The 25,308-nt window shown below is 67.2% G+C and carries 29 protein-coding genes; 21 read left to right on the top strand and 8 right to left on the bottom strand.

What is annotated here, in order from left to right; genetic code table 11:
- Positions 1–41: 41 nt before the first annotated feature.
- The 4 genes from ACGLHS_RS22175 to ACGLHS_RS22190 all read left to right on the top strand — a co-directional run bounded on the left by ACGLHS_RS22175 (position 42) and on the right by ACGLHS_RS22190 (position 3,527).
- Positions 42–968 (top strand): ParA family protein, encoded by a 927-nt coding sequence (locus ACGLHS_RS22175; RefSeq protein ID WP_394483248.1) that lies wholly within the window; start codon positions 42–44, stop codon positions 966–968.
- 42 nt (positions 969–1,010) lie between these two features.
- A complete protein-coding gene (locus tag ACGLHS_RS22180; protein WP_394483250.1) occupies positions 1,011–1,556 on the top strand; it encodes an RBBP9/YdeN family alpha/beta hydrolase in 546 nt (181 codons plus the stop codon).
- Positions 1,556–2,509 (top strand): ParB/RepB/Spo0J family partition protein, encoded by a 954-nt coding sequence (locus ACGLHS_RS22185; RefSeq protein WP_394483252.1) that lies wholly within the window; start codon positions 1,556–1,558, stop codon positions 2,507–2,509. Before ACGLHS_RS22180 ends, ACGLHS_RS22185 begins: the two co-directional genes overlap by 1 nt.
- Before the next feature lie 112 nt (positions 2,510–2,621).
- The gene (locus ACGLHS_RS22190; RefSeq protein ID WP_394483254.1) at positions 2,622–3,527 is read left to right on the top strand and encodes a CsgG/HfaB family protein; all 906 of its coding nucleotides are present in this window, start codon (positions 2,622–2,624) and stop codon (positions 3,525–3,527) included.
- Positions 3,528–3,630: 103 nt separating this feature from the next.
- Here ACGLHS_RS22190 and ACGLHS_RS22195 read toward each other — a convergent pair whose 3' ends face one another.
- Positions 3,631–5,055 (bottom strand): FAD-binding oxidoreductase, encoded by a 1,425-nt coding sequence (locus tag ACGLHS_RS22195; RefSeq protein WP_093242150.1) that lies wholly within the window; start codon positions 5,053–5,055, stop codon positions 3,631–3,633.
- 83 nt (positions 5,056–5,138) lie between these two features.
- On the opposite strand from ACGLHS_RS22195, the gene ACGLHS_RS22200 reads away from it, so the two are divergent.
- The 4 genes from ACGLHS_RS22200 to ACGLHS_RS22215 all read left to right on the top strand — a co-directional run bounded on the left by ACGLHS_RS22200 (position 5,139) and on the right by ACGLHS_RS22215 (position 7,514).
- Entirely contained in the window at positions 5,139–5,639 is a 501-nt protein-coding gene (locus ACGLHS_RS22200) for a DinB family protein (protein WP_394483256.1), read from the top strand.
- 36 nt (positions 5,640–5,675) lie between these two features.
- Positions 5,676–6,281, top strand: a complete 606-nt coding sequence (locus ACGLHS_RS22205; protein WP_394483258.1) for a cob(I)yrinic acid a,c-diamide adenosyltransferase — start codon at positions 5,676–5,678, stop codon at positions 6,279–6,281.
- Positions 6,278–6,640 (top strand): hypothetical protein, encoded by a 363-nt coding sequence (locus ACGLHS_RS22210; protein WP_093242145.1) that lies wholly within the window; start codon positions 6,278–6,280, stop codon positions 6,638–6,640. Before ACGLHS_RS22205 ends, ACGLHS_RS22210 begins: the two co-directional genes overlap by 4 nt.
- A 358-nt stretch (positions 6,641–6,998) precedes the next feature.
- Entirely contained in the window at positions 6,999–7,514 is a 516-nt protein-coding gene (locus ACGLHS_RS22215) for a class IV adenylate cyclase (protein WP_394483261.1), read from the top strand.
- 13 nt (positions 7,515–7,527) lie between these two features.
- On the opposite strand, the gene ACGLHS_RS22220 is transcribed toward ACGLHS_RS22215, so the two are convergent.
- The gene (locus ACGLHS_RS22220; protein WP_394483263.1) at positions 7,528–8,166 is read right to left on the bottom strand and encodes a GDSL-type esterase/lipase family protein; all 639 of its coding nucleotides are present in this window, start codon (positions 8,164–8,166) and stop codon (positions 7,528–7,530) included.
- 171 nt (positions 8,167–8,337) lie between these two features.
- On the opposite strand from ACGLHS_RS22220, the gene ACGLHS_RS22225 reads away from it, so the two are divergent.
- From ACGLHS_RS22225 to ACGLHS_RS22250, 6 genes are all read left to right on the top strand, one after another.
- Positions 8,338–9,519, top strand: coding sequence for an ABC transporter substrate-binding protein (locus tag ACGLHS_RS22225; RefSeq protein WP_394483265.1), 1,182 nt, complete (start codon positions 8,338–8,340; stop codon positions 9,517–9,519).
- 169 nt (positions 9,520–9,688) lie between these two features.
- Complete coding sequence (locus ACGLHS_RS22230; protein WP_394483267.1) at positions 9,689–11,518, top strand: ABC transporter permease; 1,830 nt, start codon at positions 9,689–9,691, stop codon at positions 11,516–11,518.
- A gap of 16 nt (positions 11,519–11,534) precedes the next feature.
- Positions 11,535–12,113 carry an OsmC family protein gene (locus ACGLHS_RS22235; protein WP_394483269.1) on the top strand — a complete coding sequence of 193 codons (579 nt, stop codon included), beginning with the start codon at positions 11,535–11,537 and terminating at the stop codon, positions 12,111–12,113.
- A complete protein-coding gene (locus tag ACGLHS_RS22240; RefSeq protein WP_394483271.1) occupies positions 12,097–12,963 on the top strand; it encodes an ABC transporter ATP-binding protein in 867 nt (288 codons plus the stop codon). Before ACGLHS_RS22235 ends, ACGLHS_RS22240 begins: the two co-directional genes overlap by 17 nt.
- Complete coding sequence (locus ACGLHS_RS22245) at positions 12,960–13,805, top strand: ABC transporter ATP-binding protein (protein WP_394483273.1); 846 nt, start codon at positions 12,960–12,962, stop codon at positions 13,803–13,805. The genes ACGLHS_RS22240 and ACGLHS_RS22245 overlap by 4 nt, the downstream gene beginning before the upstream one ends.
- 38 nt (positions 13,806–13,843) lie before the next feature.
- Positions 13,844–14,743 carry a VOC family protein gene (locus tag ACGLHS_RS22250; RefSeq protein ID WP_394483275.1) on the top strand — a complete coding sequence of 300 codons (900 nt, stop codon included), beginning with the start codon at positions 13,844–13,846 and terminating at the stop codon, positions 14,741–14,743.
- Positions 14,744–14,783: 40 nt separating this feature from the next.
- Here the strand turns inward: ACGLHS_RS22250 and ACGLHS_RS22255 are convergent, their stop codons facing one another.
- Positions 14,784–15,176 carry a VOC family protein gene (locus tag ACGLHS_RS22255; RefSeq protein WP_394483277.1) on the bottom strand — a complete coding sequence of 131 codons (393 nt, stop codon included), beginning with the start codon at positions 15,174–15,176 and terminating at the stop codon, positions 14,784–14,786.
- A gap of 13 nt (positions 15,177–15,189) precedes the next feature.
- Between ACGLHS_RS22255 and ACGLHS_RS22260 the strand changes: the two genes are divergently transcribed.
- On the top strand, positions 15,190–15,918 hold the full coding sequence (locus ACGLHS_RS22260; protein WP_394483279.1) for a CPBP family intramembrane glutamic endopeptidase: 729 nt from the start codon (positions 15,190–15,192) through the stop codon (positions 15,916–15,918).
- A 15-nt stretch (positions 15,919–15,933) separates the two neighbouring features.
- Here ACGLHS_RS22260 and ACGLHS_RS22265 read toward each other — a convergent pair whose 3' ends face one another.
- Positions 15,934–16,362 (bottom strand): helix-turn-helix domain-containing protein, encoded by a 429-nt coding sequence (locus tag ACGLHS_RS22265; RefSeq protein ID WP_093242120.1) that lies wholly within the window; start codon positions 16,360–16,362, stop codon positions 15,934–15,936.
- A 111-nt stretch (positions 16,363–16,473) separates the two neighbouring features.
- On the opposite strand from ACGLHS_RS22265, the gene ACGLHS_RS22270 reads away from it, so the two are divergent.
- Both ACGLHS_RS22270 and ACGLHS_RS22275 read left to right on the top strand, forming a co-directional pair.
- A complete protein-coding gene (locus ACGLHS_RS22270) occupies positions 16,474–17,064 on the top strand; it encodes a dihydrofolate reductase family protein (protein ID WP_394483281.1) in 591 nt (196 codons plus the stop codon).
- Between the two features lie 124 nt (positions 17,065–17,188).
- Positions 17,189–17,602: an RcnB family protein gene (locus tag ACGLHS_RS22275; protein WP_093243395.1), complete on the top strand. Its 414-nt coding sequence runs from the start codon at positions 17,189–17,191 to the stop codon at positions 17,600–17,602.
- A 106-nt stretch (positions 17,603–17,708) separates the two neighbouring features.
- On the opposite strand, the gene ACGLHS_RS22280 is transcribed toward ACGLHS_RS22275, so the two are convergent.
- Complete coding sequence (locus tag ACGLHS_RS22280) at positions 17,709–17,972, bottom strand: hypothetical protein (protein ID WP_093242115.1); 264 nt, start codon at positions 17,970–17,972, stop codon at positions 17,709–17,711.
- A 127-nt stretch (positions 17,973–18,099) separates the two neighbouring features.
- Positions 18,100–19,044, bottom strand: coding sequence for a CysB family HTH-type transcriptional regulator (locus tag ACGLHS_RS22285; protein ID WP_093242112.1), 945 nt, complete (start codon positions 19,042–19,044; stop codon positions 18,100–18,102).
- Positions 19,045–19,211: 167 nt separating this feature from the next.
- On the opposite strand from ACGLHS_RS22285, the gene ACGLHS_RS22290 reads away from it, so the two are divergent.
- Positions 19,212–19,814, top strand: a complete 603-nt coding sequence (locus ACGLHS_RS22290) for a TetR/AcrR family transcriptional regulator (RefSeq protein WP_394483284.1) — start codon at positions 19,212–19,214, stop codon at positions 19,812–19,814.
- 275 nt (positions 19,815–20,089) lie between these two features.
- Positions 20,090–21,004 carry an alpha/beta fold hydrolase gene (locus tag ACGLHS_RS22295; RefSeq protein ID WP_093242107.1) on the top strand — a complete coding sequence of 305 codons (915 nt, stop codon included), beginning with the start codon at positions 20,090–20,092 and terminating at the stop codon, positions 21,002–21,004.
- 22 nt (positions 21,005–21,026) lie between these two features.
- On the opposite strand, the gene ACGLHS_RS22300 is transcribed toward ACGLHS_RS22295, so the two are convergent.
- Positions 21,027–21,986, bottom strand: a complete 960-nt coding sequence (locus ACGLHS_RS22300; RefSeq protein WP_394483286.1) for a fatty acid desaturase — start codon at positions 21,984–21,986, stop codon at positions 21,027–21,029.
- A 164-nt stretch (positions 21,987–22,150) separates the two neighbouring features.
- Here ACGLHS_RS22300 and ACGLHS_RS22305 point away from each other — a divergent pair, with 164 nt between their 5' ends.
- Both ACGLHS_RS22305 and ACGLHS_RS22310 read left to right on the top strand, forming a co-directional pair.
- On the top strand, positions 22,151–23,140 hold the full coding sequence (locus ACGLHS_RS22305; RefSeq protein ID WP_394483288.1) for a Bug family tripartite tricarboxylate transporter substrate binding protein: 990 nt from the start codon (positions 22,151–22,153) through the stop codon (positions 23,138–23,140).
- A gap of 262 nt (positions 23,141–23,402) precedes the next feature.
- Complete coding sequence (locus tag ACGLHS_RS22310; RefSeq protein ID WP_394483290.1) at positions 23,403–25,073, top strand: rhodanese-like domain-containing protein; 1,671 nt, start codon at positions 23,403–23,405, stop codon at positions 25,071–25,073.
- Here ACGLHS_RS22310 and minE read toward each other — a convergent pair.
- On the bottom strand, positions 25,030–25,308 hold the full coding sequence (gene minE / locus ACGLHS_RS22315) for a cell division topological specificity factor MinE (protein ID WP_093242098.1): 279 nt from the start codon (positions 25,306–25,308) through the stop codon (positions 25,030–25,032). The genes ACGLHS_RS22310 and minE overlap by 44 nt on opposite strands.

Consider the following 25,308-nt stretch of genomic DNA (forward strand, 5'->3'; position numbering starts at 1 on the left):
GGGCGAGGTCTCCCTTGGGGCGGCCCTGCGGGAGACCTGACATGGCCAAGATTTTCTGCATCGCCAACCAAAAAGGCGGCGTCGGCAAGACCACCACCACCGTCAATCTCGCCGCCGGCCTGGCCAAGGTCGGTCAGCGTGTGCTGATGATCGACCTCGATCCGCAGGGCAATGCGACCATGGGTTCGGGCATCGACAAGCGTCAGCTGGAGCTGACGGTGTACGACGTGCTGCTCGAATCGGCCTCGGTGGCTGAAGCACGGGTGAAGGCCGACAAGCTGGTGGAGGGCGGTTGTGGCTACGACGTGCTGGGCGCCAACCGCGAACTGGCCGGTGCCGAGGTGGAAATGGTCGCCATCGACCGCCGCGAAAAGCGCCTGCGCACCGCGCTGGCCGCCGTCGGCGCCGAGTACGACTTCATCCTGATCGACTGTCCGCCGTCCCTGAGCATGCTCACGCTCAATGGCCTGTGCGCTGCCCATGGCGTGATCGTGCCGATGCAGTGCGAGTACTTTGCGCTCGAAGGGCTGACCGATCTGGTCAACACCATCAAGCAGGTGCACGCCAACCTCAACAAGAACCTGCAGATCATCGGCCTGCTGCGCGTGATGTTCGATCCGCGCATCACGCTGCAGCAGCAGGTGAGCGAGCAGCTCAAGTCCCACTTCGGCGACAAGGTGTTCGACACCGTGATCCCGCGCAATGTGCGCCTGGCCGAAGCGCCGAGCTACGGCTTGCCGGGCGTGGTGTTCGATCCGGCCGCGCGCGGCAGCCAGGCCTTCATTGCCTTTGCGCAGGAGCTGATCGAGAAGATGCCGCCGGCGAGCGCCTTCGCCTCGGGCGCGGTGGCGCCGCCGATTGCGCCCGTCGAGCGCATCACGCCAGACCTGCCGATTCCCGACGATGTCATGGCGCCGGCCGTGGCTGCTGCACCAGTCACCGATTCGACCAGTGAAAACAATGCCTGACGTTCGCCCGATGCTGGCAACGTGCTATCAAGTTTGTAGCGAATGACAGCCCCCCGCATCCTGCTGCTGCCCGGTTGGCAGAACAGCGGCCCCGGCCATTGGCAAACCCGCTGGGAATCGGTCCATGGCGACCATCGCGTCGAGCAGCACGAGTGGATGCGCCCGCTGCGCGGCGACTGGTCCGTGCGGCTCGAAGAAGAAGTGCTGGCCGCGCCCGGCCCGGTCGTGTTTGCGGCGCACAGCCTCGGCTGCATCCTCGTCGCCGCGTGGGCCGCGCACTCGCGCAATACCCACAAGGTGCGCGGTGCGCTGCTCGTGGGGCCGGGCGATGTGGAGCGCGACGACCTGCGCCAGCTGATCCCTGGCTGGGCGCCCATCGTGCGCCAGCCGCTGCCGTTTCCGGCGGTGCTGATCGCCGCCAACGACGACCCTTATTGCGAGGCCTCGCGCTCGCGCCAGCTGGCCAGCGATTGGGGCGCGCGCTTCGTCGATGCCGGTGCGGGCGGCCACCTGAACGCCGAATCCGGCCTGGGCGACTGGCCCGAGGGCCGGCAACTATTGAACGAAATCTCGAAAGACAAGAACTGATGGCGACCAAGAAACCCAAGGGCCTGGGCCGCGGCCTCGAAGCGCTGCTCGGCCCGACGGCCGCACCTTCCGCCGACAACAACGCCGGCGGCGGCAATGCGGGCCTGGAAGAGGGCGGTGCGCCGCAGAACCCGAACACGCTGAAGCTCGACCAGATGGTCGCCGGCGTCTACCAGCCGCGCACGCGCATGGACGAAGGCGCGCTCTACGAGCTGGCCGAGAGCATCAAGGTGCAGGGCATCATGCAGCCGATCCTGGTGCGCCGGCTCGACGCTGAATCGGCGGCCGCCAAGAACGCCGAATACGAAATCATCGCGGGCGAGCGCCGTTTCCGCGCCGCCAAGATCGCGGGCCTCGACAGCGTGCCGGTGCTGGTGCGCGACGTGCCCAACGAGGCCGCGGCGGCCATGTCGCTGATCGAAAACATCCAGCGCGAAGATCTCAACCCGCTCGAAGAGGCCCAAGGCCTGCAACGCCTGGTCACCGAGTTTGGGCTCACTCACGAGATGGCGGCGCAGGCCGTGGGCCGCTCGCGCAGCGCGGCCAGCAACCTGCTGCGCCTGCTGAACCTGGCCGAGCCTGCGCAGATGATGCTGATGGCCGGCGACATCGACATGGGCCACGCCCGCGCGTTGCTGTCGCTCGACCGGGGCACGCAGATCACGGCCGCCAACCAGATCGCCGCCAGGAAGATGTCGGTGCGCGAGGCCGAGGCGCTGGTGAAGAAGCTGGCCGCCGAATTCACGCTCACACCATCGCGCCGCGGCAACGCCGGCGAGAAGTCGCGCGACCTGCAACGCGTCGAAGAAGAACTGGCCGACCTGCTCACCGCCGAGGTCGAGGTGCGCATCAAGAAGCGCACCAAGCGCGGCGAAAGCGGCGAGCTGGCCATTCACTTCGGCTCCATCGAAGCACTCAACGGGCTGATCGAACGCATCCGTCGAACGGCCTAGTGTTGCGAACTCGGCGTCGGGCATTCGTTTGATTGATTCCTGCAATCCTTTGCGCGTATCCTCGACCGCTGGTTTTTTCACCTCAGATCTTTGACAACAGAGGGAGTCCCCCATGCAGTTCACAAGGTTCCCGCTTGCAGCCATCGCTGCGGGCGCGCTTCTTCTCACTGGCTGTGCAGCCACCGACATGCAGATGGGCAGCCAGTCGGCCAAGACCATGGCCACGGGCAGCGCGGCAGGCGGGTCGACCGACAACGCCAGCAGCCAGCTGGAGCGTTGCGAATCGCCGCTCGGCACGGTCTCGCTGATCGAGAACCAGAGCGCGGGTTGGTACACCATCCTCACCGGTGAATACCGCCTGCCGCCTACTGCAAATCTGTTGCGTTTGCTGGTCCAGCAATCCAACTGCTTCATCGTGGTCGAGCGCGGCGCGGCCGGCATGAACGCCATGACGCGCGAACGCGCGCTGCAGCAGTCCGGCGAAATGCGCGGCGGCAGCAACTTCGGCCGCGGCCAGATGGTGGCTTCCGACTACGGCCTATCGCCCGAGATCGTGTTCAGCAACAGCGATGCCGGCGGCATCGGCGGCGCGCTCGGCGGCCTGGTGGGTGGTGGCCGTGGCCGCGCACTCGCCCAGCTCGGCGGCAGCATGCAGACCAAGGAAGCCAGCGCGCTCCTGACGCTGATCGACAATCGCTCGGGCGTGCAGGTCGCGGCTTCGGAAGGCAGCGCCTCCAAGACCGACTTCGGCGCCTTCGGTGCGCTGGCCGGCCGCAGCGCGGGCGGCGGCCTGGGCGGCTACACCAACACGGCGCAGGGCAAGGTGATTGCCGCGGCCTTCATGGACGCCTTCAACCAGATGGTCCGTTCGCTGCGCAACTACAAGGCGCAGACCGTGCGCGGCCAAGGCCTCGGTGGCGGCGGCCGCCTGGGCGTGGACGGCGGCGCAGCACCGTCGCAAACCTATGTGCCGGCGGAGAAGGCACCGACGCGTCGCCGCAGCAACAACAACAACTGATCGACCGCACACACTGCGGCCAGCCGGAAGGCAGGCCGCAAAAAAGCCCGGGGCTCTTGCGAGCCGCCGGGCTTTTTTTCGATGGGCGCGGGTCTTGCGCCGGTCAGAGGTTGAAGATCTTGCCGGGGTTCATGATGTTCTTCGGGTCGAGCGCGCGCTTGATCGTGCGCATCATGTCGATCGCGCCCACGCCCGCTTCGGTCACCAGGAAGTCCATCTTGTGCAGGCCCACGCCGTGCTCGCCGGTGCAGGTGCCTTCGAGCGCCAGCGCGCGGCTCACCAGCGCATGGTTCAGCTCTTCGGCCTTCACGCGCTCTTCGGGGATGTTCGGATCGAGCAGGTAGCCGAAGTGGAAGTTGCCGTCGCCCACGTGGCCGACGAGGAAGTAGGGGATGCCGCTGGCATCGGCCTCGGCCACCGAGTCGAGCAGGCAATCGGCCAGGCGCGAGATCGGCACGCAGGTGTCGGTCGAGATCACGCGGCAGCCGGGCCGCGACTGCACCGCCGCAAAATAGCTGTTGTGCCGCGCGGTCCACAGGCGCGTGCGTTCTTCGGGCGTGCTGGCCCACTCGAAGGCCTTGCCGCCATGGCCGCTCGCAAGCTCCTGTACCGTCTCGGCCTGCTCCTTCACGCCGGCGGGCGAGCCGTGGAATTCCATCAGCAGCATCGGCTCTTCGCGCAGGCCCAGCTTGGCGTAGGCGTTCACCATGCGCACCGTGTTCACGTCGATCAGTTCGACGCGCGCGATCGGCACGCCGAGCTGGATGGTTTCGATGGTGGTGCGCACGGCCGCCTCGATGCTCGGGAACGAGCAGATGGCCGCCGACACCGCCTCGGGCAACGGGTAGATGCGTAGCGTGATCTCGGTCACCACGCCCAGCGTGCCTTCGCTGCCCACCATGAGGCGCGTGAGGTCATAGCCGGCGGAAGACTTCTTGGCCCGCGTGCCGGTGCGAATGACCTCACCGGCGGCGGTGACCACTTCGAGCGCCAGCACGTTCTCGCGCATGGTGCCGTAGCGCACCGCGTTCGTGCCGCTGGCGCGCGTGGCCGTCATGCCGCCGATGGACGCGTCGGCACCGGGGTCGATGGGGAAGAACAGGCCCGTGCTCTTGATCTCTTCATTGAGCTGCTTGCGCGTGACACCCGGCTGCACCGTCACCGTGAGGTCGTCGGCGTTGATCGACAGCACGCGGTTCATGCGCGACACGTCGATGCTGATGCCGCCTTGCACCGCCAGCAGATGGCCTTCGAGCGATGAGCCCACGCCGAAGGGAATGACCGGCACGCTGTGCTCGCTCGCAAGCTTCACTGCATCGGCCACATCCTGCGTGTTTTCGGCGAACACCACGGCCGAAGGCGGCGGCGCATCGAACGAAGACTCGTCGCGCCCGTGCTGCGTGCGCACCGCCATCGCCGTGGAACAGTTGTCGCCGAAGCGCGCCTTCAGCCCGTCGATCAGGCTGGCGGGCACGTCGCGCAGATGAAGCGCCGGCATCAGGTGCGAGGTTTGGGTCGGGGCGTTCATCGGGGTGTCTCCTGAAGGGAAATGGGGGCGGGGGTGCGCGGTCATTTTACGGAGCGAGCACCATAATGCGCTTCGGAAAAAACATGAACCCCACCACACTCAGCGCACTCGCGGCCTTTCCGTCGCAACTGGAGGCCCACTACGCGGCCATTCCCGCCGCCTTCCGGCATTGGGCGCCGCCCTCGTGGGAGGGCGTGCCCAGCGAGGCCTTCACCGCCATCGAGCAGCTGTGCCATGTGCGCGACATCGAGGTCGAGGGCTACCACGTGCGCTTTCGCCGCACGCTGGCCGAGACCCATCCCACGCTGGCGTCGATCGACAGCGAACCGCTCGCCATCGAACGCAACTACGGCGCCGCCGACGTCGCGAAGGTGCTTGCCGAATTCCGCCTTGCGCGCGTGCAGACCATGGAAATCATCTCGAACCTGAGCGATGCGCAACTGGCGCGCACGGCCGTGTTCGAGGGCTATGGCCCGCTCACCATGCGCAGCCTCATTCACTACCTCTGCAGCCACGACCAGCAGCATCTTGCAGGTCTGCAATGGCTGGCCGGCAAGATCGACGCCTCGACCGTCGCGCTGTAACGCCATACCGCAGTCACGCAGCCAACAGGAGCGCCCATGGGCAACCGACTTTCCCAGATCGCCACCCGCACCGGCGACGACGGCACCACCGGCCTGGGCGACAACACCCGCGTGCCCAAGGACCACCTGCGCGTGCACGCGATGGGCGACGTGGACGAGCTCAACTCGCAGATCGGCGTGCTGCTGTGCGAGCCCATGCCCAAGGCCGTGCGCGAGCTGCTGATCGACGTGCAGCACCAGCTTTTCAACCTGGGCGGCGAGCTGTCGATGCCGGGCTTCACGCTGCTGAAGGCCGACGCGCTGCTGCAGCTCGACAACGCGCTGGCCGAGCACAACGCCGCCTTGCCGCGCCTGGCCGAATTCATCCTGCCGGCCGGCACGCGCGCAGCCTCGCTCGCGCACGTGTGCCGCACGGTGGCGCGGCGGGCCGAGCGTGCGGTGGTCGCGCTCGGTGCGACGGCCGAACTCAACGACGCACTGCGCCAGTACCTCAACCGGCTCAGCGATCTGCTCTTCGTGCTGGCGCGCGTGCTCAACCGCATGAACGGCGGCGACGACGTCTACTGGAAGAGCGAGCGCATGGCGCGCGCGGCAGCAGTGGCAGCGGCCGAAGCCGAAGACAACACCAAGGAAACGCCATGAAGATTTCTCATCACACCGCCTCGCTGGCTGCCACGGTGGCGATGGCCGCAGCGCTCGTGCTGCCGGCCACCGCGCAGGCGCAGAGCGCCGACAACCCGCCCCAGGCGCAGCGCGCCCACACCATCAAGTCGCCGTCACGCAGCGGCAAGGTGGTGGGCAGCGTGCAGCGCGGCACCAATGCCGCCGGCCGCGGCGTCAACCGTGCCGACGCGGCTACGCGTCGCGGTATCAGCAGCGTGTCGGAGAAGGCCAGCCGGCCGGTGCGCAACGTGGGCGAGGCCTTCGGCCGCAAGCTCGCGCCGGGTTCGAGCGGGCGTGCCGCGCCGCCGCCAGTGGGGCCGCAGGGCAACGCGCCTTGATGTTGTGAGCGGGCGCGAGCGGCGCGTCAGTCTTGGCGTCGCTGTTCAGGGGGCGCCCGCGCTGACGGTGTGCTCTGCTCCGCGAATGTCCCCCGGCCTGCGGCCTCCTCCTTTATTTCGCTGCGCAGAGCACACCGCCAGCGCGAGCGTTTTCAGAGCACCGGTTGATCGACCGCAAACGCACAGCGTGTCCACGTGCGAATGGCATCGGGTGTTCCCCGCAGCGAAATAAAGGAGGAGGGGCGCAGCCCCGGGGGACATTCGCGGAGGGGAGTACCCGGTGTCATTCGCACGCGCCCCGAAGAACGACAGCACCCCGAACAAGAAACGAGCACACAGCTCAACACAAGACAGAGAGATGGCAAGAAACATAGAGATCAAGGCCCGCATCGACAGCGTGGAACGCGTGGCCCTCATCGCCGCGAAACTCGCCGACCAAGGCCCCATCGAGATCGCGCAGGACGACACCTTCTTCCGCTGCAACGACAGCGCCGACCGCCTCAAGCTGCGCACCTTCGCGCCCGACCGCGCCGAGCTGATCTTCTATCGCCGCGCGAACAGCAGCGGCCCGAAGGAATCGTTCTACCTGATCACGCCTACCGACAAGCCCGACGTGCTGCGCGAATCGCTCACGCTCGCCTGGGGGCAGGTGGGCCGCGTGCGCAAGCAGCGCCGCCTGTTCATCGTCGGCCGCACGCGCGTGCACCTGGACCGCGTCGAAGGCCTCGGCGAGTTCCTCGAACTCGAAGTGGTGCTGAAGGAAGGCGAGACACCCGAGGCCGGCGTTGCCGAGGCGCACGCGCTGATGGCGCAACTCGGCATCGGTGCCGACCAGCTGGTGCAGGGCGCCTACGTCGATCTGCTGAATGCCTGATCGGTAGGGCCGGTCAGCGCCAGCCCGCGGCCTTGAGCTGGTCCGCCAACTGCTGCGCGACCTTTTCATAGCCTCGTGCATTGGCATGGATGCGGTCGGAGCGCAGCGACGCATCCGACAGCACGCTTGAATACACATTGGCCACCAGCAGCGCCTGCCCCGACTTCGCGACCTCTTCGTAGACCGGCGCATCGCTGAGCGAACCGATGGCCGCGCGCATCGCATCGGGCGCGGGCGTGGCCAGCAGCGCGACGTGCGACGTGTGCGCACGCGCTTGCGCGACCAGCGCTGTGAGGTTGCTTCGCGTGGCTGCGGGCGACACGCCGCGCAGCATGTCGTTGCCGCCGATGCCGATCAGGATCGCGTCGTAGCTGCTCGCGGACAGCTGCGCCGGCAGCCGCTCCAGAGCACCGGCTGAGGTGTCGCCGTTGATGCCCGCGTTCTCGACCTGCCAGCCCGTCAGCGCGCCCAGTTTCACGGGCCACGCAGCGTCGGGCGATGCGCCGTAGCCGAAGGTGAGGCTGTCGCCCAGCGCCAGCACGCGGGCATCCGGTTTCAGCGCGGTGGCCGAGGCCTTGCGCTTGCCGCAGGCCGCGAGCGCAGTGGCAGTTGGCACGCCGGCCAGCAGTTGGAGAAGGTGTCGTCGCTTCATGCTGCGCGCAGCTTAATTGCTGGCCCGCATCGAGCCGATGCAAGGCCCACGGGCATGCGGGCCTTTGCTCGGAAAGCGCATAAGCCTCTCCGTTTTTGTTCGTTCTCGCGCAAGGCACAGGCGCGAAGAATCGCGGCCCTGCACGCTCATTCATTACCGGGGTCCGACACCATGTCGCTGTTCAATCGCCATCGTTTCCTGCGCCATGTGGTCGCACTTTCCGCCGCGCTGCTGGCCGCACCGATCGTGGCCTGGGCCGCGCCCGCCACCGGCGAGCCCGTATGGTTCGGCGTGAGCGGGCCGCTCACCGGACAGAACGCGCAGTACGGCGCGCAATGGAAGGCCGGCTTCGACCTGGCGCTCGAACACATCAATGCGCAGGGCGGCATCCATGGCCGCCCGTTGGCCTACAACTTCGAAGACAGCCAGAGCGATCCGCGCCAGTCGGTGGCCATTGCGCAGAAGCTGGTGAACGACAAGCGCGTGCTGATCGAACTGGGTGACTTCTCGAGCCCGGCTTCGATGGCCGCGTCGCCCATCTACCAGCGCGCGGGCCTCGTGCAGCTGGGCTTCACCAACTCGCACCCCGACTTCACCAAAGGCGGCGACTTCATCTGGAGCCCGTCCATCAGCCAGGCCGACGCGCAGCCGCTGCTGGCCGAGCTCGCGGTGAAGACGCTGGGCTTCAAGCGCATCGCGGTGCTGTACCTCAACACCGACTGGGGCCGCACCAGCAAGGACGTGCTGGTGAAGGCCGCGCAGGAGCGTGGCGCGCAGCTCGCGATTGCCGAGGGCTACCAGCCCGACGAGAAAGACTTCCGCTCGACGCTGGTGCGCGTGCGCGACGCCAACCCCGATGGGCTGGTGCTCATCTCCTACTACCCCGACGGCGCGCTCATCGCGGGCCAGGTGCGCAGCGTGGGGCTCAAGCAGCCGATCGCCGCGGTGGGCTCGGTGTATTCGCCGAAGTTCATCGAGCTTGGCGGCGCTGCGGTGAACGGCATCTACACCAACACCGCCTTCTATCCCGAAGAGCCGCGCGCCGAGGTGCAGGACTTCGTGAAGAGCTTCCGTGCGAAGTACAACAAGGAGCCGGATGCCTTCAACGCCTACGCGTATGACGCTGTGGTGTACGCCGCGGCAGCGCTGCGCCAGGCCGGCCCGAAGGCCGATCGCAAGGCGGTGCGCGATGCGTTCTACAAGATCAAGGACGTGCCCAGCGTGATCTTCGGCAAGGCGAGCTTCGATGCGCAGACGCGCCGGGTGGTGGGCGTGAAGAGCGTGAATCTGGTGGTGAAGGATGGCAAGTGGGCGCAGGTCGATAAGAAGGCGACGCTGGCCTTGTCGAAATGAGCGGTCTTTTGTCTTTTTCCCTCTCCCTCTGGGAGAGGGCCAGGGTGAGGGCAGTCGGCATCACAACATCGCGCGGCCTTGATTGCCGCGTGCCCTCACCCCAACCCTCTCCCAGAGGGAGAGGGAGAAAGACGGGGAGAGGGGGCGCGGCCCTCATCAAGGCTGCCCGATGAGCTTCACCTCCTTCTTCGACTACACGGTCAACGGCCTGATCATCGGCAACATCTATGCGTTGCTGGCAGTCGGGCTCGCACTGATCTTCGGCGTCTCGCACCTGATCAACTTCGCGCACGGCTCGGTCTACACCGTCGGCGCGTACATCGGCTGGGCCAGCATCACCTACCTGCACACGCCGCTGCCCGTGACCATCCTGCTCGTGGTGCTCGGCTCGGGCGCACTCGGCATGCTGATCGAGCGCGTGGGCCTGCGGCCGCTGCAGGGCGCCGCGCGCATCGCACCGCTGCTGGCCACCATCGGCATCAGCTTCGTGCTCGACATCCTCGTGCAGCTGGTCTTCAGCCCCGACCCGCGTTCGCTGCCTACGCAGCTGCCCGACTGGCGCCTGCAGATCGGCACCGGCACCATCGGCGCGCTCGACCTGCTGATCGCGGGCATCGGCATCACCAGCGCAGCGGTGCTGTTTCTCTTCCTGCGTTTCACGAAGCTGGGCTGGGCCGTGCGTGCCACCGCGCAAGACCGCGACGCGGCGCAGCAGATGGGCGTGGACGTCGACCGCGTCAACCAGACGGTGTTTGCCATCGCCGCCGCGCTGGGTGGCCTCTCGGGTCTGCTGGTGGGCATGTACTACAACAACATCAGCCCGGCGATGAGTTTCCAGGCCACGCTCAAGGGCGTGGTGGCCACCGTGGTCGGTGGCGTGGGCAACGTGCCGGGCGCCATCGTCGGCAGCCTGCTGCTGGGGCTGATCGAGAGCTATGGCGTGGCAATTCTCGGCACGCCGTACCGCAACCTCTTTGCCTTCGCGCTGCTGCTGGTCATCCTCGTGTGGAAGCCCAACGGCCTGTTCGGTCGCAAGCGTGCGCTGCCGCCCGAGCCGTTGACCGGCACCTTCATCGCGCCGAGCAAGCCGTGGCACATACCGCGCCGTGTGCTTGCTGCGGTGTTCGCGGCGGCGGTGGCATTGCCGTTCTTCGATCCATCGCCGTACCTGCTGCAGACGCTCACCAACGCATGGCTCTATGGCGCGCTGGCATTGAGCCTCACGCTGGTGGCTGGCACCATCGGGCAGATCTCGCTCGGCCATGCGGGGTTGCTGGCCATCGGCGCGTATGCCTCGTCGCTGCTGGTGCTCGACCTGCATCTGCCGGTGGGCACCGGCATCGTGCTCGCGGGCATCCTCACCTCGCTGATCGGCACCGCGCTGATCTTCCCGGCATTCAGGCTGCGCGGCCACTACGTGTCGATCGCCACGCTCGGCATCGGCGAGATCGTGGCGCTCACCATCCTCAACTGGGAGAGCCTCACGCACGGGCCCATCGGCGTGTCGGGCATTCCGCCGCTCTCGCTGTTCGGGCGCGATGCCTCGTCGAACGAGGCCATCTACTGGGCCTCGTTCGGTGCGATGGTGTTGCTGGCCCTGCTGCAGTGGCGCTTGCTGCGTTCGCACCTGGGCCGCACCTTCCGCGCGGTGCGCGAAGACGAGGTGGCCGCGCGCGCCTACGGCGTGAGCCCCGATCGCTACAAGGCGCTGGCCTTCGGCTTCGGTGGTTTCGCGGCGGGCGTGAGCGGCGCCTTCACCGCGCACATGTACTCGTACATCAACCACGAGACCTTCGGCTCGCAGATCTCGATCCTCGCGCTGACGATGGTGATCCTCGGCGGGCTCGGCAACATCAGCGGCGCCTTGCTCGGCGCGGTCGCGCTCGTGAGCCTGCCAGAGCTGTTCCGCGTGACGGCCGAGTACCGGATGCTGATCTACGGCGTCGCATTGCTTCTGTTGATCCGCTTCCGCCCGCAAGGCCTGTTGGGCACTGTCTGAAAGAACCACACACACCATGAGCCACCTCAACGACTACCTCGCCGAGAAACGCGCTGCCGTGCTGGCACGCAATGCCGCCGTCGAGGCCGGCACCGCGCAGCCCCTGCAGCTCAAGGCCAGCGTGAAGGCCGAAGGCCGCAGCGGCGTGCGGCGCCTGCGCATTCGCGACCACCAGGTCATCAGCGACAGCCCACCCGATTTCGCGGGCTACAATCTGGGACCGAGTTCGCCCGAGCTGCAGCTGGGTGTGCTCGGCACCTGCGTCACGCACATCTTCCTGATCCAGGCGGCCGAGCGCCAGGTGCCGCTCGAAAGCCTCGAAGTCGAGGTGACCGGCATCATCGATCCGCGCGGCGGCAAGCCGGGCCACGAGCAGACACCCATCTGGCCGCACCAGATCGGCTACACGGTGCACATCGATTCGCCCGCGAGCCGCGAAGACATCGACGCATTGTTCGAGGCCGTGGAGCGCAACTGCCCCATCCTCAACCTGCTGCGCAATCCGCAGACCATCCGCGCCGAGGTGAAGCTCGTCAACTCGAAGGCAGAGGCGGCCAACGCGCCGTCGAAGGCGGGCGATGCCGTCGCTGCTTGAGATCCGTGGGCTCACGCGCCGCTTCGGCGGGCTGACGGCGGTGGACGCGATCGACCTGCAGGTGGGCGAGGGCGAACTGCTCAGCGTGATCGGCCCCAACGGCGCGGGCAAGACCACGCTCTTCAACCTCGTGACCGGCCTCGACCGGCCCGATGCCGGGCAGGTGCTGTTCGACGGGCAAGACATCACCGGCTTGCCGGCGCAGCAGCTCGCGCAGCGCGGCCTGGCGCGCACCTTCCAGCATGGCCGCGTGTTCGCGAACCTCTCGGTGCTCGACAACGTGCTGGTCGGCGCGCACACGCGGCTGCGCGCCGTGAAACCGCGCGTGGGCGGTGTGCCGGGGCTCGGTGCGCTGGCCGAGTTGGCGCTCGCGCTGGTGCAGCCTGCCGCCGTGCGTCGCGAAGAGCAGGCGCTGCGCGATGAGGCGCACGCCATCATCGCGCTCTTCGGCGAACGGCTCACGCCACGCACCGCGCATGCGGCATACAGCCTCTCGTACGCGAACCGCCGCCGCGTGGAGATCGCACGCGCGCTCGCCCTCAGGCCGCGCCTGTTGCTGCTCGACGAGCCCACCGCGGGCATGAACGAAAGCGAGACCGCGGAGATGCTGGAGATCATTCGCGGCCTCAAGTCGCGCGGCCAGACCATCCTGCTGATCGAACACAAGCTCGACCTCGTGATGCAGCTGTCGGACCGCGTGGTGGTGCTCGACGATGGCCGCAAGATCGCCGAAGGCCTGCCTGACGAGGTGCGCAACGACCCGGCGGTGGTCGAGGCCTACCTCGGCCATCGCCATGTGGGCGAGGCTCATGAGTTGCGCCAGGCCAGCGAAGAAGCGGTGCCCGCATGATCGCCACCGTCGCCCGCTCCGGTCTTGCTCCCTCTCCCCTGTGGGGAGAGGGTTGGGGTGAGGGTCTGCCCGAACGCACGACGGCGACCGCTTCCAGCAGCGCCACACAGCCCCTTCTTCAACTCAGGAAGATCAACAGCTTCTACGGCCCCGTGCAAGCCCACTTCGACCTCGACATCGAAGTGCGCAAGGGCCAGATCGTCAGCCTGCTCGGCGGCAACGCCAGCGGCAAGTCGACCACCATGAAGATCGTGCTCGGGCTGCTCAAGCCGCGCTCGGGCGAAGTCAACTTCAACGGCGCATCCACGCTCGGCCTGAGCACGCCGCAGATCATCCGCAAGGGCATCGGCTCGGTGCCCGAGGCGCGCCGCCTGTTCCCCGCGATGACCGTGCGCGAGAACCTCTTGATGGGTGCCTACGCGCGCAGCGACCGCAAGGCCGTGGCCGAAGACTTGGAGCGCATGCTCGAGCTGTTCCCACGCGTGGCCGAGCGCATCGAGTTCCAGGCCGGCACGCTCTCAGGCGGCGAGCAGCAGATGGTGGCGATGGCGCGCGCGCTCATGGGCCGCCCGCAGCTCATCTGCATGGACGAGCCGACCATGGGCCTGTCGCCGCTGTATGTCGACAAGGTGCTCGAACTCATCGCGCGCATCAACGCGCAGGGCGTCTCGGTCTTCATGGTCGAGCAGAACGCCAGCCTTGCGCTGCAGATCGCGCACCACGGCTACGTGCTGCAGACCGGGCGCATCGTGCTGTCGGGCCCGGCGCGCGAGCTGCTGGCCGACGTGCGCATCCGCGATGCCTACCTTGGCGGCGAGGGCGCTGCCCGCACCGCCTCCTGAAGACGAACGACCGAACGGACACGGGGAGACCGAACACCATGCCATTGACACTCGACCACATCGTGATTGCGGTGCACGACCTCGAACGCACCATCGCCGACTACGGCGCGCTCGGGTTCCACGTGCTGCGCGGCGGCGACCATCCGGGCCGCGCCACGCACAACGCGCTGGTGGTGTTCGGCGACGGCAGCTACTTCGAACTGATCGCGTGGCGCCAGCCGTCCCCCAACGAGCGCTGGTGGCAACTGCTGCAGCGGCATGGCGAGGGCATCGTCGATTTCGCGCTGCTGCCGCGCGACACCGCGATCACCGTGGCCGATGCCAAGGCGCGCGGCCTCACGCTCGAAGGCCCGCTCGACGGTGGCCGCGTGCGCCCCGACGGCGAGCGCCTGCGCTGGCAGACCGCGCGCCCATCGACGGCCGACTTGCCCTTTTTGTGTGGCGACCTCACGCCGCGCGTCTTGCGCGTGCCCGAGGGCGATGTGCGCGTGCATGCCAATGGCGCGCTCGGTGTGGCGAGCCTTGCGATCGCGGTGCGCGACCTCGACGCCACGCTGGCGCGCTACCGCGCCTTGCTCGGCATCGTGCCCGACGATGCCGACACCCACATCGGCGAGCCGGTGGCGGTGCCCGGCAGCAACGTGCGCGTGGCGGTCATTGCGCTGGGGCGCAGCGTGCTCGTGCTTTCATCGCCGCGTGACAACAACGCCTCGGCCGCGCAAGAGGGCGGCAGTAACACGCTCGCGCAGCGGATCGCGGCCCGTGGCGAAGGCCCGTACGCGCTGGTGCTGCACACCGACCGGCCGCAATCGACGGGCGTGTTCGACCTGGCACGCACGCATGGCGCGTTGATCGAACTCGACCTGCCGCCACTGGACCGTGCCGACAGGCATGGCGCCCCGCACGGCTACCACGGCAGCAGCCTGGTGGGCGGATAGGTCGCAGGCCCGGGCCCGACCGACGGCGAAGAGCGCGCGTTCAAGCCACGCGTTCGCGCAGCTGGAACACATTGCCCTCGGGGTCGTGCCCGTCGCAATGGCGATGGCCATTGAATTCCCATTCGGCGGTGGCCGACTTCAACGCGCCGCCGCCTTCGGCCGCGAGGGACCGCGCGCGTGCGAGGCTGTCGACCGGGAAGATGAATTTCAGCGCGGTGTTCTCGCGCGGCACCGGCGGTTGTGCGATCTGCACTTTCGCAGCGACGCCCGGATTCATCGCGACAATGAAGAGCTGCAGCGCCGGTGATTCTAGGCTCGCATGGTCGGGCGCCGGTGGCGCGAGTGTCAGCTGCGCGACCTTCGCGTAGAACGCGCCCATGCGGGCCACGTCCTTGGCATAGATGACGGCGGCTGCAACGGTTTGATCTGGCATACGTACCTCCTCGATGGCTTCCTTGTTGTTCGGCTACTTCGTTTCGATTCTGCCTGCGGGTGTGCTCGCGCTGGCCTTGCTGCTGCTGATTCCACGCGCACTCGTCGGCGCGCGGTTGGCCGTGCACATCCTGTTCTTCATCCTGGCACGCGATGCCATGAGCCCTGCGGGGTTCTGGCAGCTGAATGCGGGCTCGATGCGCTTGAGCGGACCGGCGCCGGTGCTGCTGGCGTTGGCCGGCATGTCGGCCGCGCTGGTCGTTGGCGTGGCCTGGCTGGAGCGTGCGGCGCGCGAGGGCATGCCGTGGTGGCGCAAGGGGCGGGTGGTGGCGTCGGTGCTCTGGGGCGTGGCGGGTGCGGTCGTGGTCACGGCCATCGCGGCTGCGCTGAAGGCGGCGTTGGGGCTGCCATCGCTGCCGGCGCCGGGCCCCGCCATGTACGCGCCGATCCTGGTCTTCGCGCTCCTGGGCAACGCGTATGAGGAGCTGCTGTTTCGCGGCATGCTGCAGGAGCGCCTGGCGCGGCACATGTCGGCGACACGCGCTCTGCTGGTGGGTGCCGTGCTGTTCAGCCTGTGCCATGCGTGGCTGGCGCTGATCGTCACGCGCGTGGGCCTGCCGGTGCTGGTCTTCACGCTGATCGAAGGGCTAGTCGCCGGTTTCGTGTACCGGCGCGCGGGGCTGCTCGGCGCCACGCTGGCGCACGGCCTCGCGATCTTCGCGCTCGCGATCGGCCTGTACTGATCGATCCGACGCCGGTCAGGCCGCGCGGCCGGCAGCGTGCGCCTTGCGCAACTCGGCCTGCATCTTCTTCTGCAGCGGCAGGCCGCCTTTTTCGAGCGCCGCGGCGGGCGCTGCGCTCTGCTTCGTGGCGGACGTGTGCTTGCGCCCCCAGATGCCGAGCTGCGTCACCACCGGAAGAAGGTCGATGCCCTTCGGCGTGAGGCTGTAGATGGCCTTCTGCTTGTGGCTCGGGTCGTCGGTCTTGGTGAGCACGCCCTGTTCGACAAGCGTGTTCAGCCGCTCGGTCAGGATGTTCGAGGAGATGCCTTCCTCGGACTGCAGGAACTCCCGGAAGTGCCGCTTGCCGGCAAACATCATGTCGCGAACGATCAGCAGGCTCCAGCGGTCGCCGAGGACTTCGAGCGCGAGGTTGATCGGGCACAGCGATTTCTGTTGGGTGGCCATGGGGCTCGTGCGGGTTGAAAAAACTGATTGCAGTTTCGCACCAGTTCACCAATACTCCAACCGCTTGCATTTCAAGAGCAGTTGCATTGAAAGAAACGAAGGAGAAGCCGCATGCGAAAACTCATACTCCAGATGCAGATGTCCGTCGATGGATACGTCTCGCCGGCCAACGGCAATCTCGACTGGCAGGTGTGGGGCTGGGGCGACCGCTGGGCCTGGGACGATCGGCTGAAGGAAGACTTCAACACCGTCTTCAGTGGCATCGACACCATCCTGCTGAGCCGCAAGATCGCGCAAGAGGGCTACCTCGACCATTGGGGCCGCGCGGCGAAGAACCATCCGGCCGACCCGCACTACGACTTTGCACGGAAGGTGGTCGATGCGCGGAAGATCGTGCTCACCGACAAGCTGAAGGCATCGCGCTGGGAGCGCACCGTCATCGCGCGCGGCGGCATGGCCGACGAGGTGAACGCGCTCAAGCAGCAGGGCGGCAAGAACATCCTCTGCATCGGTGGCGTGGGCTTTGCGTCTTCGCTGGTGGCGCATGGGCTGGTCGACGAGTTCCAGTTCTTCGTCAATCCCACGGCCGTGGGCGGTGGCCGCTCGGTGTTCCACGACCCGCACAAGGGCCACAAACTGCGCTTGCTGCAGTCCACGGCCTACGAATGCGGTGTGGTGGTCAACCGCTACGCTCCGATTTGAAGGACAAGGCCTCGTGCAGATACCAGCGCTTACCTGATTTCACCTGACCCTGACCTGAAGTGTTCGATCGCGACACATGCGCGGCACACAATGGACTCGTCATCAACGCATGAAGGAGTTCCAGATGATCAGCAATTCAAGGAGCATGGCCGTCGCTGCTGCGGCGCTCGCGATGTGCATGGCCGCAGGGAGCGCCTTTGCGCAAGACCGCCGCTTCGACGGCCGCCCCGGCGACGGTCGCTATGAGCAGCGCGGCCCCAACGTCGATCACCGCGGCCCTCCGGGCTATCGCGGAAACCAGGACTTCCGCGATGGTCGCCAGTTCGATCGCCGTGGCTTCCCGCAGCCGCACGTCGAATGGCGCCGTGGTGGCCGCGTGCCGCCCGAGTACCTGGGCCGCAACTACGTGGTGAACGACTGGCGCGGCTATCGCCTGCAGCCGCCGCCCCGTGGGTATCAGTGGGTCGGCGTGGGCGGCGACTTCGTGCTCGCGGCCATTGCCACCGGCGTGATCGCGAACATCATCGCAGGCCAGTAAACAGAGGCCTGCGTCGCATGTGGCCGCGCAACCGCGCGGCCGCGACCGACGACCCGAAGCCGCCACAGGCCACTGTGGCGGCTTTTCTTTGGGGGGAGGCGGGCCCTCAGGCCAGTGCGGTGGGCACAGACTGGGCGCACACGTTGCGCCCGGTGATGGTCAGCCGAAGGCCGCCACCGTGCCATTCGAGCCAGTTAAGGCTCACATACGCGTCGATGTCGCTGTCGTCGATGCGGTCGGCCTGGCGGCTCTGCAGAAGTTCCACCGTGGCGGGCAACGCCCGTCTCAATCGCTCGCGCCGCTCGGCTGCATCGGCCGCCTTGAGGGCGGCCCTTGTTTGCTGTTGCTGCTGCTGCGGGGTCGATGCCATTGCTGATCCGTTTCCAGGAAGCCAGGGAATTAACCCGAATGTACGCCCCTTGTGTGAAGGCGCATTCTTCTTTTTTAACCTCTCTGTCGTCCGTAGTACACGCCACGCAACAGCTGCTGGACAGTCCCTAGATTTCGTAGTGCGATGCCCTTGCCTCATCGCCCAAAGCCTTCTCCACAACCGCGCGCGTCAGCGTGGGCGCAAACGACTCGATGAAGGCATAGACGTACTTGCGCAGATAGGTGCCGCGCCGCACCGCGAGCTTGGTGAGATTGATGCCGAACAGGCGCCCCGCGTCGAGCGCGCGCAGCTGCGTGTCGCGCTCGGCTTCGTAGGCCACGCCGGCCACGATGCCCACGCCCAGGCCCAACTGCACGTAGGTCTTGATCACGTCGGCATCCATGGCGGCCAGCACGATGTTCGGTTGCAGCCCGCGTTGCTCGAAGGCTTCGTCGATGCGCGAACGGCCTGTGAAGCCGGTGTCGTAGGTGATGAGCGGATAACGTGTGAGCGCATCCAGCGTGAGCGGCGCGTCGAGCAGCGGATGGCCCGGCGGCACGATCACCGAATGCGTCCAGCGGTAGCAGGGCAGGGCAACCAGCTGCGGGTAGTCGCCCAGTGCCTCGGTGGCGATGCCCACGTCGGCCTCGCCATCGAGCAGCATCTGCGCGATCTGCTTGGGTGAGCCCTGGTGCAGGTGCAGTTTCACGTTCGGGAACTGCACACGAAATTCCTGCACCGCCACCGGCATCGCGTAACGCGCCTGCGAGTGCGTGGCTGCCACCGAGAGCAGGCCGCTCTGCTGCGCGACGAACTCCTGTCCGGCGTGCCGCAGGTTGCTGCTCTCCATGAGCATGCGCTCGATGATCGGCAGCACATGGCCGCCCGGCTCGGTAAGGCCCGTGAGGCGCTTGCCGGCGCGTACGAAAAGCTCGATGCCGAGTTCTTCCTCGAGCTCGCGGATCTGCCGGCTCACGCCGGGCTGGGAGGTGTGAAGGGTGTGCGCGACTTCGGTCAGGTTGAAGCCGCAACGAACGGCCTCGCGTACCGAGCGCAGTTGTTGAAAGTTCATCTGGCGCGGAAGGGTCGGGGCCCCGGAGCGGAGCCGACCGGCGATTCTCGGCACAAGTGCTTATTCGGGGAACGATGCGTTTGTTGGTTTCACATGAGCAAAACATCTTTAGAGCCTTTGCCGATGGGTGGCTTGTAATTTCGCACGCCTGTGCTAAAGTTCGCCGCATGGACGCCAAGACCCAGAAAAGCGAACTCACCCGCACCGCCATCGTCGGTGCGGCGATGAACTTTGCGCTGGCCGAAGGGCTGGAGGCGATCACGCTGCAGGCCGTCGCGAGCCGGCTCGGGCTGTCCAAGAGCGGCGTGTTCTCGCGCGTGGGTTCGCGCGAGGCGCTGCAGAAGGCCGTCATCGAGGAGTACGGTCGCGGCTTCCTGGCCGACGTGTTCGTGCCCGCCATGCAAAAGCCCAAGGGCCTGCCCCGCCTCAACGACATCGTGGCGCGCTGGATCGCCCGCACGCGCGATGTCGAGATGCACACCGGATGCCTCTATATGGCCGGTGCCTTCGAGTTCGACGACCGTGAGGGCGAGTTGCGCGACGTGCTGTTCGACGAGATCACGCGCTGGCGCGCCGCGCTGCGCCGCACGGTGATGCTCGCGGTGGAAACCGGCGAGCTCAAGGCCGACACCGACCCCGCGCAAGTCGTCAGCGAAATGAACGGCGTGATGATGACCCAGCTGCACGACGCGCGCTTCCTGCGCGATCCGCAGGCCGCCGACCGCGCCACGCAGACCTGGCAGCGGCTTCTTTCCAGCTACCTCGCCTGACTCGGGAAGAAACAGGCTGATTCCCCGCGTTTCCATTTGCCAATATTTCGCACAGTCGTGCGATAAATAGGAGAAGCACCATGCTGATCATTGCCCTCTTTCTCGCCGCCTACGCGGCCGTCCTCGGCGTCCGGACGATGTGCGACACCCTGCGCAGCCTGCCTCGCAGCAATCGCGACTGGGTCTGGTACTAGGCAAGCCTTGTTGTTCAAGGCGCGCAATGCCTCGTGCACGAACAACACACATCTGTTGAATCGATCCCTGAGGACCCCCTCATGACAAGCACTTCCGCAGCCTCGAAGACCGCACCCGTCAACTACTACGGCGCTAGCCGGCTGATGCGCGCCATGCGCTTCGGCCTGGGCGCCTCGCAGCGCCTCTGGCCCGCGCTGGGCGTGCGCGCCGCCTACCGCGTGTTCGGCACGCCGCTGCCACCCAAGTGGCTCTATCGCGGCCAGCATCCCGGTGCCGACTGGCGGCACGAGGCCTGGTCCTTCGAGGACGCGAGCGTGGGCATCTACCACCTCGCCGCACAAGACTCGGCCGCGGAATCGGCACCCATCGTGCTGCTGGTGCATGGCTGGGGCGGCCATGCCGGCCAGATGCTGCCGCTGGCCCACGCATTGGCTGCTGCAGGCCTTCGGCCGGTGTTGCTCGAACTGCCGGCCCACGGCCGCAGCGCGGGCACCGCCACCAACGGCGCGCAATTTGCGCGCGCCATCGACTACGTGACCGCGAGGCTCGCGAACGACGGCCACGCGCTGCGCGCGGTGGTGGCGCATTCGCTCGGCGCCAACGCACTGGCCTATGCGGCCGGGCGCGGGCTGCCCGCCGAACGCATCGTGCTGCTCGCACCGCCCGCGTCGCCGCGCGAATACACGCGCTACTTCGCGCACGCGTTCGGCCTCAGCGAATCCACGCGGGCCGCGATGCAGCGGATGTTCGAGGCGCGCGAAGGCGTGCTCATGCCGCAGTTCGAACCCGCCTTCGCCGGGCCGCGCATTGCGCAGCCCACGCTGATCGTGCACGACCGCGATGACCGCGTGAACCGCTTCGCCGATGCCGAGGCCTATCGTGATGCCATCGCCAGCGCACGGCTCGTGGCCACGCGGGGCTGGGGCCATCGCCGCATCCTCAAGGAGGCGGACGTGCTCGACGAAGTGACGCGCTTCCTCATGACGCTGGCATAGGCCGCTTCGAGCCCGCCGGCGGCTACCACGTCGGATGCACCGGCGTGAACACCGGCCTGAACAGGTGCCGCCACACGATCTGCCCGTACCCCCGGTAGTAGAAATGGCCGTTCGCTTCCAGCACCGCCGCGCGGTGGCGCCGGAAGTACACCGGGATCTCGTACCAGGGCATCGTCGGCGCACGGTGATGCACGTGGTGCAGGTTGTTGAAGAGATAGAGCAGGCCGAAGACGACGTTCGATTCGACGATGGCCACCCGCTCGTGCGGCGTGTCGGCCCAGCGGTGCTCGGTGAAGGTGCGCAGCGAGCCCAGCATCATCCCGGGATAGACAAAGTACAGCAGGTACTCGCCCAGGCTCATGCCGCAGACCCCGATCACGTAGTACAGCACCGGCGCCACGCTCAGCGCATGCCAGCCCCAGGTCGGCAGGCGCGAGAAGTTACCCGAGAGCACCTGCCCGACCTCGAAGCGCACCAGCTTCCAGAGCCGCAGAAACGGCCCCAGCACCACGCGGAACGCGATCGTCTGGTTCGCCATGTAGATCCATCGCCACACCGGTCCGTAGCCGGCCCACGCGGGGGCCGAGTGGTACGCACTTTCGGTGTCGCGCTCGGGATGCGTCAGGTGGAAGTTGACGTGGTGCGAGCTGTGGCCGCGGTTGTAGAACGGGTAGGGCAGCCACAGGTTGAGCGGCGGCCACACCACGGCGTGGCGCAGCCAGGTCGGCAGATGGCGCATCGCATGGATGCTTTCGTGCTGCAGCGAGAAATGCAGCTGCGCGAGAAAGCCGCCGAGCACGAACAGCGCCCAGCCCGGCAGCGCCCTGTGCCACCACAGCAATGCGGCCCATGCGGCGTACAGCGCGGCGGCCAGCAGCAGCGTGGGCACTTCGTAGCGCCACCACCAATGCTGGCGCGCGGCGGTGGCATTGGTGACAGGTGCGCGCAGGGGCGCGGGTGACGGTTCGGCGGTCGAGGTCATGGTGCGAAGGACTGCGATCCTAGGTATGAAGAACCCGCTTGCATGCGCGCATTTCGCATAAACAAGATCGTGAAACTTCGTTCCTGCCAGAGGGCCTCGCGACCTACGCTTCATGGCTTTGCCGCGCTCTTGCCGCCGCTTTCGCCCGTCATCGCGTTCGCCCCATGAAACCCACCCTGTTCCGTCTTGCCGCTCTGCTGGGCGCGTTGTCGTCCGCGCTGTTGGTTTTCGCGCCGGCCCACGCCGCCACCGTGGACGACTACCCGACCAAGACCATCCGCGTCGTCGTTCCCTATCCCGCAGGCGGCATCGCCGACAAGCTCGCGCGCGAGGTCGCCGAGCAGCTGCAGCAGCGGCTCAAGCAGACGGTGGTGGTCGAAAACCGCAGCGGCGCGGCCGGCAACATCGGCTTCGATTACGTGGCGCGCCAGCCGGCCGACGGCTACACCTTGCTGCTCGCGCCCGCGTCCAACCTCACCGTGCAGCCCGCGCTTTTCAAGCAACTGAGCTACGACCTGGCGCGCGACTTCACACCCGTCTCGCTGCTGGTGCAAACGCCGCAGGTGCTGCTCGTCAACCCGAAGCTGCCCGTCGGCACACCGCGCGAGCTGATCGACTACTCGAAGAAGCATCCCGGCAAGGTCAACTACGGCATCAGCGTGGGCGCGTACTCGCACCTGGCGGGCGAGCTGCTGAAGACGCAGACCGGTGCCGACTTCACCGCCATCCCGTACCAAGGCAGCGCACCGGCCATCAACGACCTGCTGGGCGGCCAGACGCAGTTCATCTTCAACGAGGTGATCACCGCCATTCCCTTCGTGAAGGCCGGCACGCTCAAGCCGCTGGCCGTGGCCTACAAGACCCGCGCGCCGTGGCTGCCCGACGTGCCCACGACCGCCGAAGCCGGCCTGCCCGGTTTCGAGGTCACCTCGTGGTATGGCGTCGTGGTGCGCAGCGGCACACCGGCGCCACTGGTGCAGCGCCTGTCGCGCGAGCTGCATGACATCGTGCAGTCGGCAGATTTCAGGAAGCGCTACGACGACATCGGCGCATTCACCGTGGGCAACACGCCGGAGGAGTTCGGTCGCTTCATCCAGACCGAGACGGTCAAGTGGACCGCCGTTGTGAAGCAGGCGGGCATCCAGCCCAACTGATACCTGGATGAGATCTTGCTTTGCTGTTCGTCATGGAGTGTTCGGAGTGCGTCGTTCGGTCAGAGCGACTGTTGATCGATCCGCACAAGCGCAACGCTCATCGTGCACAGGGCATCGGGTGCTCCCCGCAGCGAAATAAAGGAGGAGGCCGCAGGCCGGGGGACATTCGCGGAGGGGAGTACCCGGTGTCCTGTGCACTCGCCCCGAAAGCCCTGAGCAAGATCGAAAAACACACCAAATGCCAACGTAGTAGAAAACCGAAATGAGCTGGACCCCGAAGAAGGCCATCACCCCCGCCGAACTGCAGACCTTGCTGCTGGCCGAGCCAGCAGAAGAACTGGCCCTGCTCGACGTGCGCGAAACCCGTTGGTTCGTGCAGCGCCACCCCAACCTCGCACGCAATGCGCCATTCAGCGGCCTCGAACTGCAGATCGGCACATTGGTGCCGCGTCGCACCACACCCGTGGTTCTCTACGACGACTACAACGCGCCCGACGGCGCCGCGCACGCCGCAGAAGCACTGCTCACGCGCATCGGCTACACCGACGTGCGCACGCTAGACGGCGGCCTGCAACGCTGGGTGACCGAAGGCCTGCCCGCCATCGACGGCTACGGCACGCTGGTCAAGGCCTTCGGTGATCGCGCCCGCCTGCACTACGGCACGCCGGCCCTGTCCACCGAGGCGCTGCGGGCACGCCAGCGCGACGGCTTGCCGACCACGTTGATCGATGCCCGCCCGCGTGCGGAGTTCGAGTTCCTGTCGCTGCCCGGTGCACGCAACCATGCCGGCACCGAACTGGCACTGCGCCACTTCGCACCGCGCGACACGGCCCACGTGTGGGCCATCAACTGCTTCAGCCGCACACGCGGCATCATCGGCGCCACCACGCTGCGGCTGCTCGGCAATGCACCCGACGCGGTGTTCGTCGAAGACGGCGTCATGGCCTGGGGCCTGCAGGGCGCGCCGACCGTCCAGAACGCTGCCCCCGAGGACGAGCTTCCGCCCGAATCGCCCCAGGTGCTGCGCCGCATCGCCGACGAACTCATCGAACGCCTCGCCCTGCCTCTGGCCGATGCCGGGCAGCTCGCGCGCTGGCGCACCGACGACACACGCACGCTCTACATCTTCGACGTGCGGCCCACCGCCGATCCGGCCCTGTCTGGCACGGCCGTGCAGCACGTGCCCGGTGGCCAGCTGCTGATGCATTTCGAGAACCTCATCGGCACGCGCGGCGCTCGCATCGTGCTGCTCGACGACCCGGCCCATCGCCTGCGCGCGGCCGTCACCAGCTTCTGGCTCACGCAGCTCAACCAGGCCGAGGTGCACATCTACGGCGGCGATGCGTTCCAGCCGGAACAGGCCCCGCCCGCAGCCTCGGTCACCGTCAAAGAAGCACCCCAGGCACTCGACCATGCCGGCCTTGCCCAACTGCGCAGGAACGGCGCCGTCACGGTGATCGACGTCGGCCCCAGCCTGGACTTCGAACGCGGCCACCTGCCCGGCGCGCTCTACATGCTGCCGGCCTCGCTCGCGCCCCTGGCCGCGCATGCCGCGCCCGGCCGCACGCTGGTCTTCACCTCGCCCGATGGCGCGGTGGCGGCCCGCGTGGCGCGCGATGCGCACCGGCGCTGGCCGGGTTCGGGGGCGGTGTTCACCTGGCTCCAGGGCGGAACGCAGGGCTGGAAGGCCTCAGGGCGGCCGCTGACGACCGCATTCGTGCCGGCCCAGCTCCTGACCCCGTTCGACGACGACTGGGGCTCGGTGATGCGTGTGTTCGGTCCGCGCCGCGATGCGGCCTGGGCCGACTACCTGGCGTGGGAGCGCGCGCTGTCCGAGCGGGTCGTGCAAGACCCGTCGGTGCGCTTTCGCTTCTTTCCCTGGCCGCCGCTCAGCGCGCAGGCGCAGGCGTCGGATCGGGCAGCTCGATCTTGATGTCGAGCACTTCGAGGTTGTCCTGGGTTTCCAGGTGCACCTTGATGTCGTCCGCGTTGATCGACACGTACTTGGAAATCACTGCCACCAGCTCGCGCTGGAGTTCGGGCAGATAGTCGGGGCGCTTCTTGCCGCTGAGGCTGGAGCGCTCGTGCGCGAGGATGATCTGCAGGCGCTCTTTCGCGACGCTTGCAGTCTTCTTCTTCTCGCCGAGCAGGAACGAGAGAAACGACAT

It is taken from the genome of Variovorax sp. VaC1, from assembly GCF_043658315.1.
In the GTDB taxonomy this organism is placed as follows: domain Bacteria; phylum Pseudomonadota; class Gammaproteobacteria; order Burkholderiales; family Burkholderiaceae_C; genus Variovorax.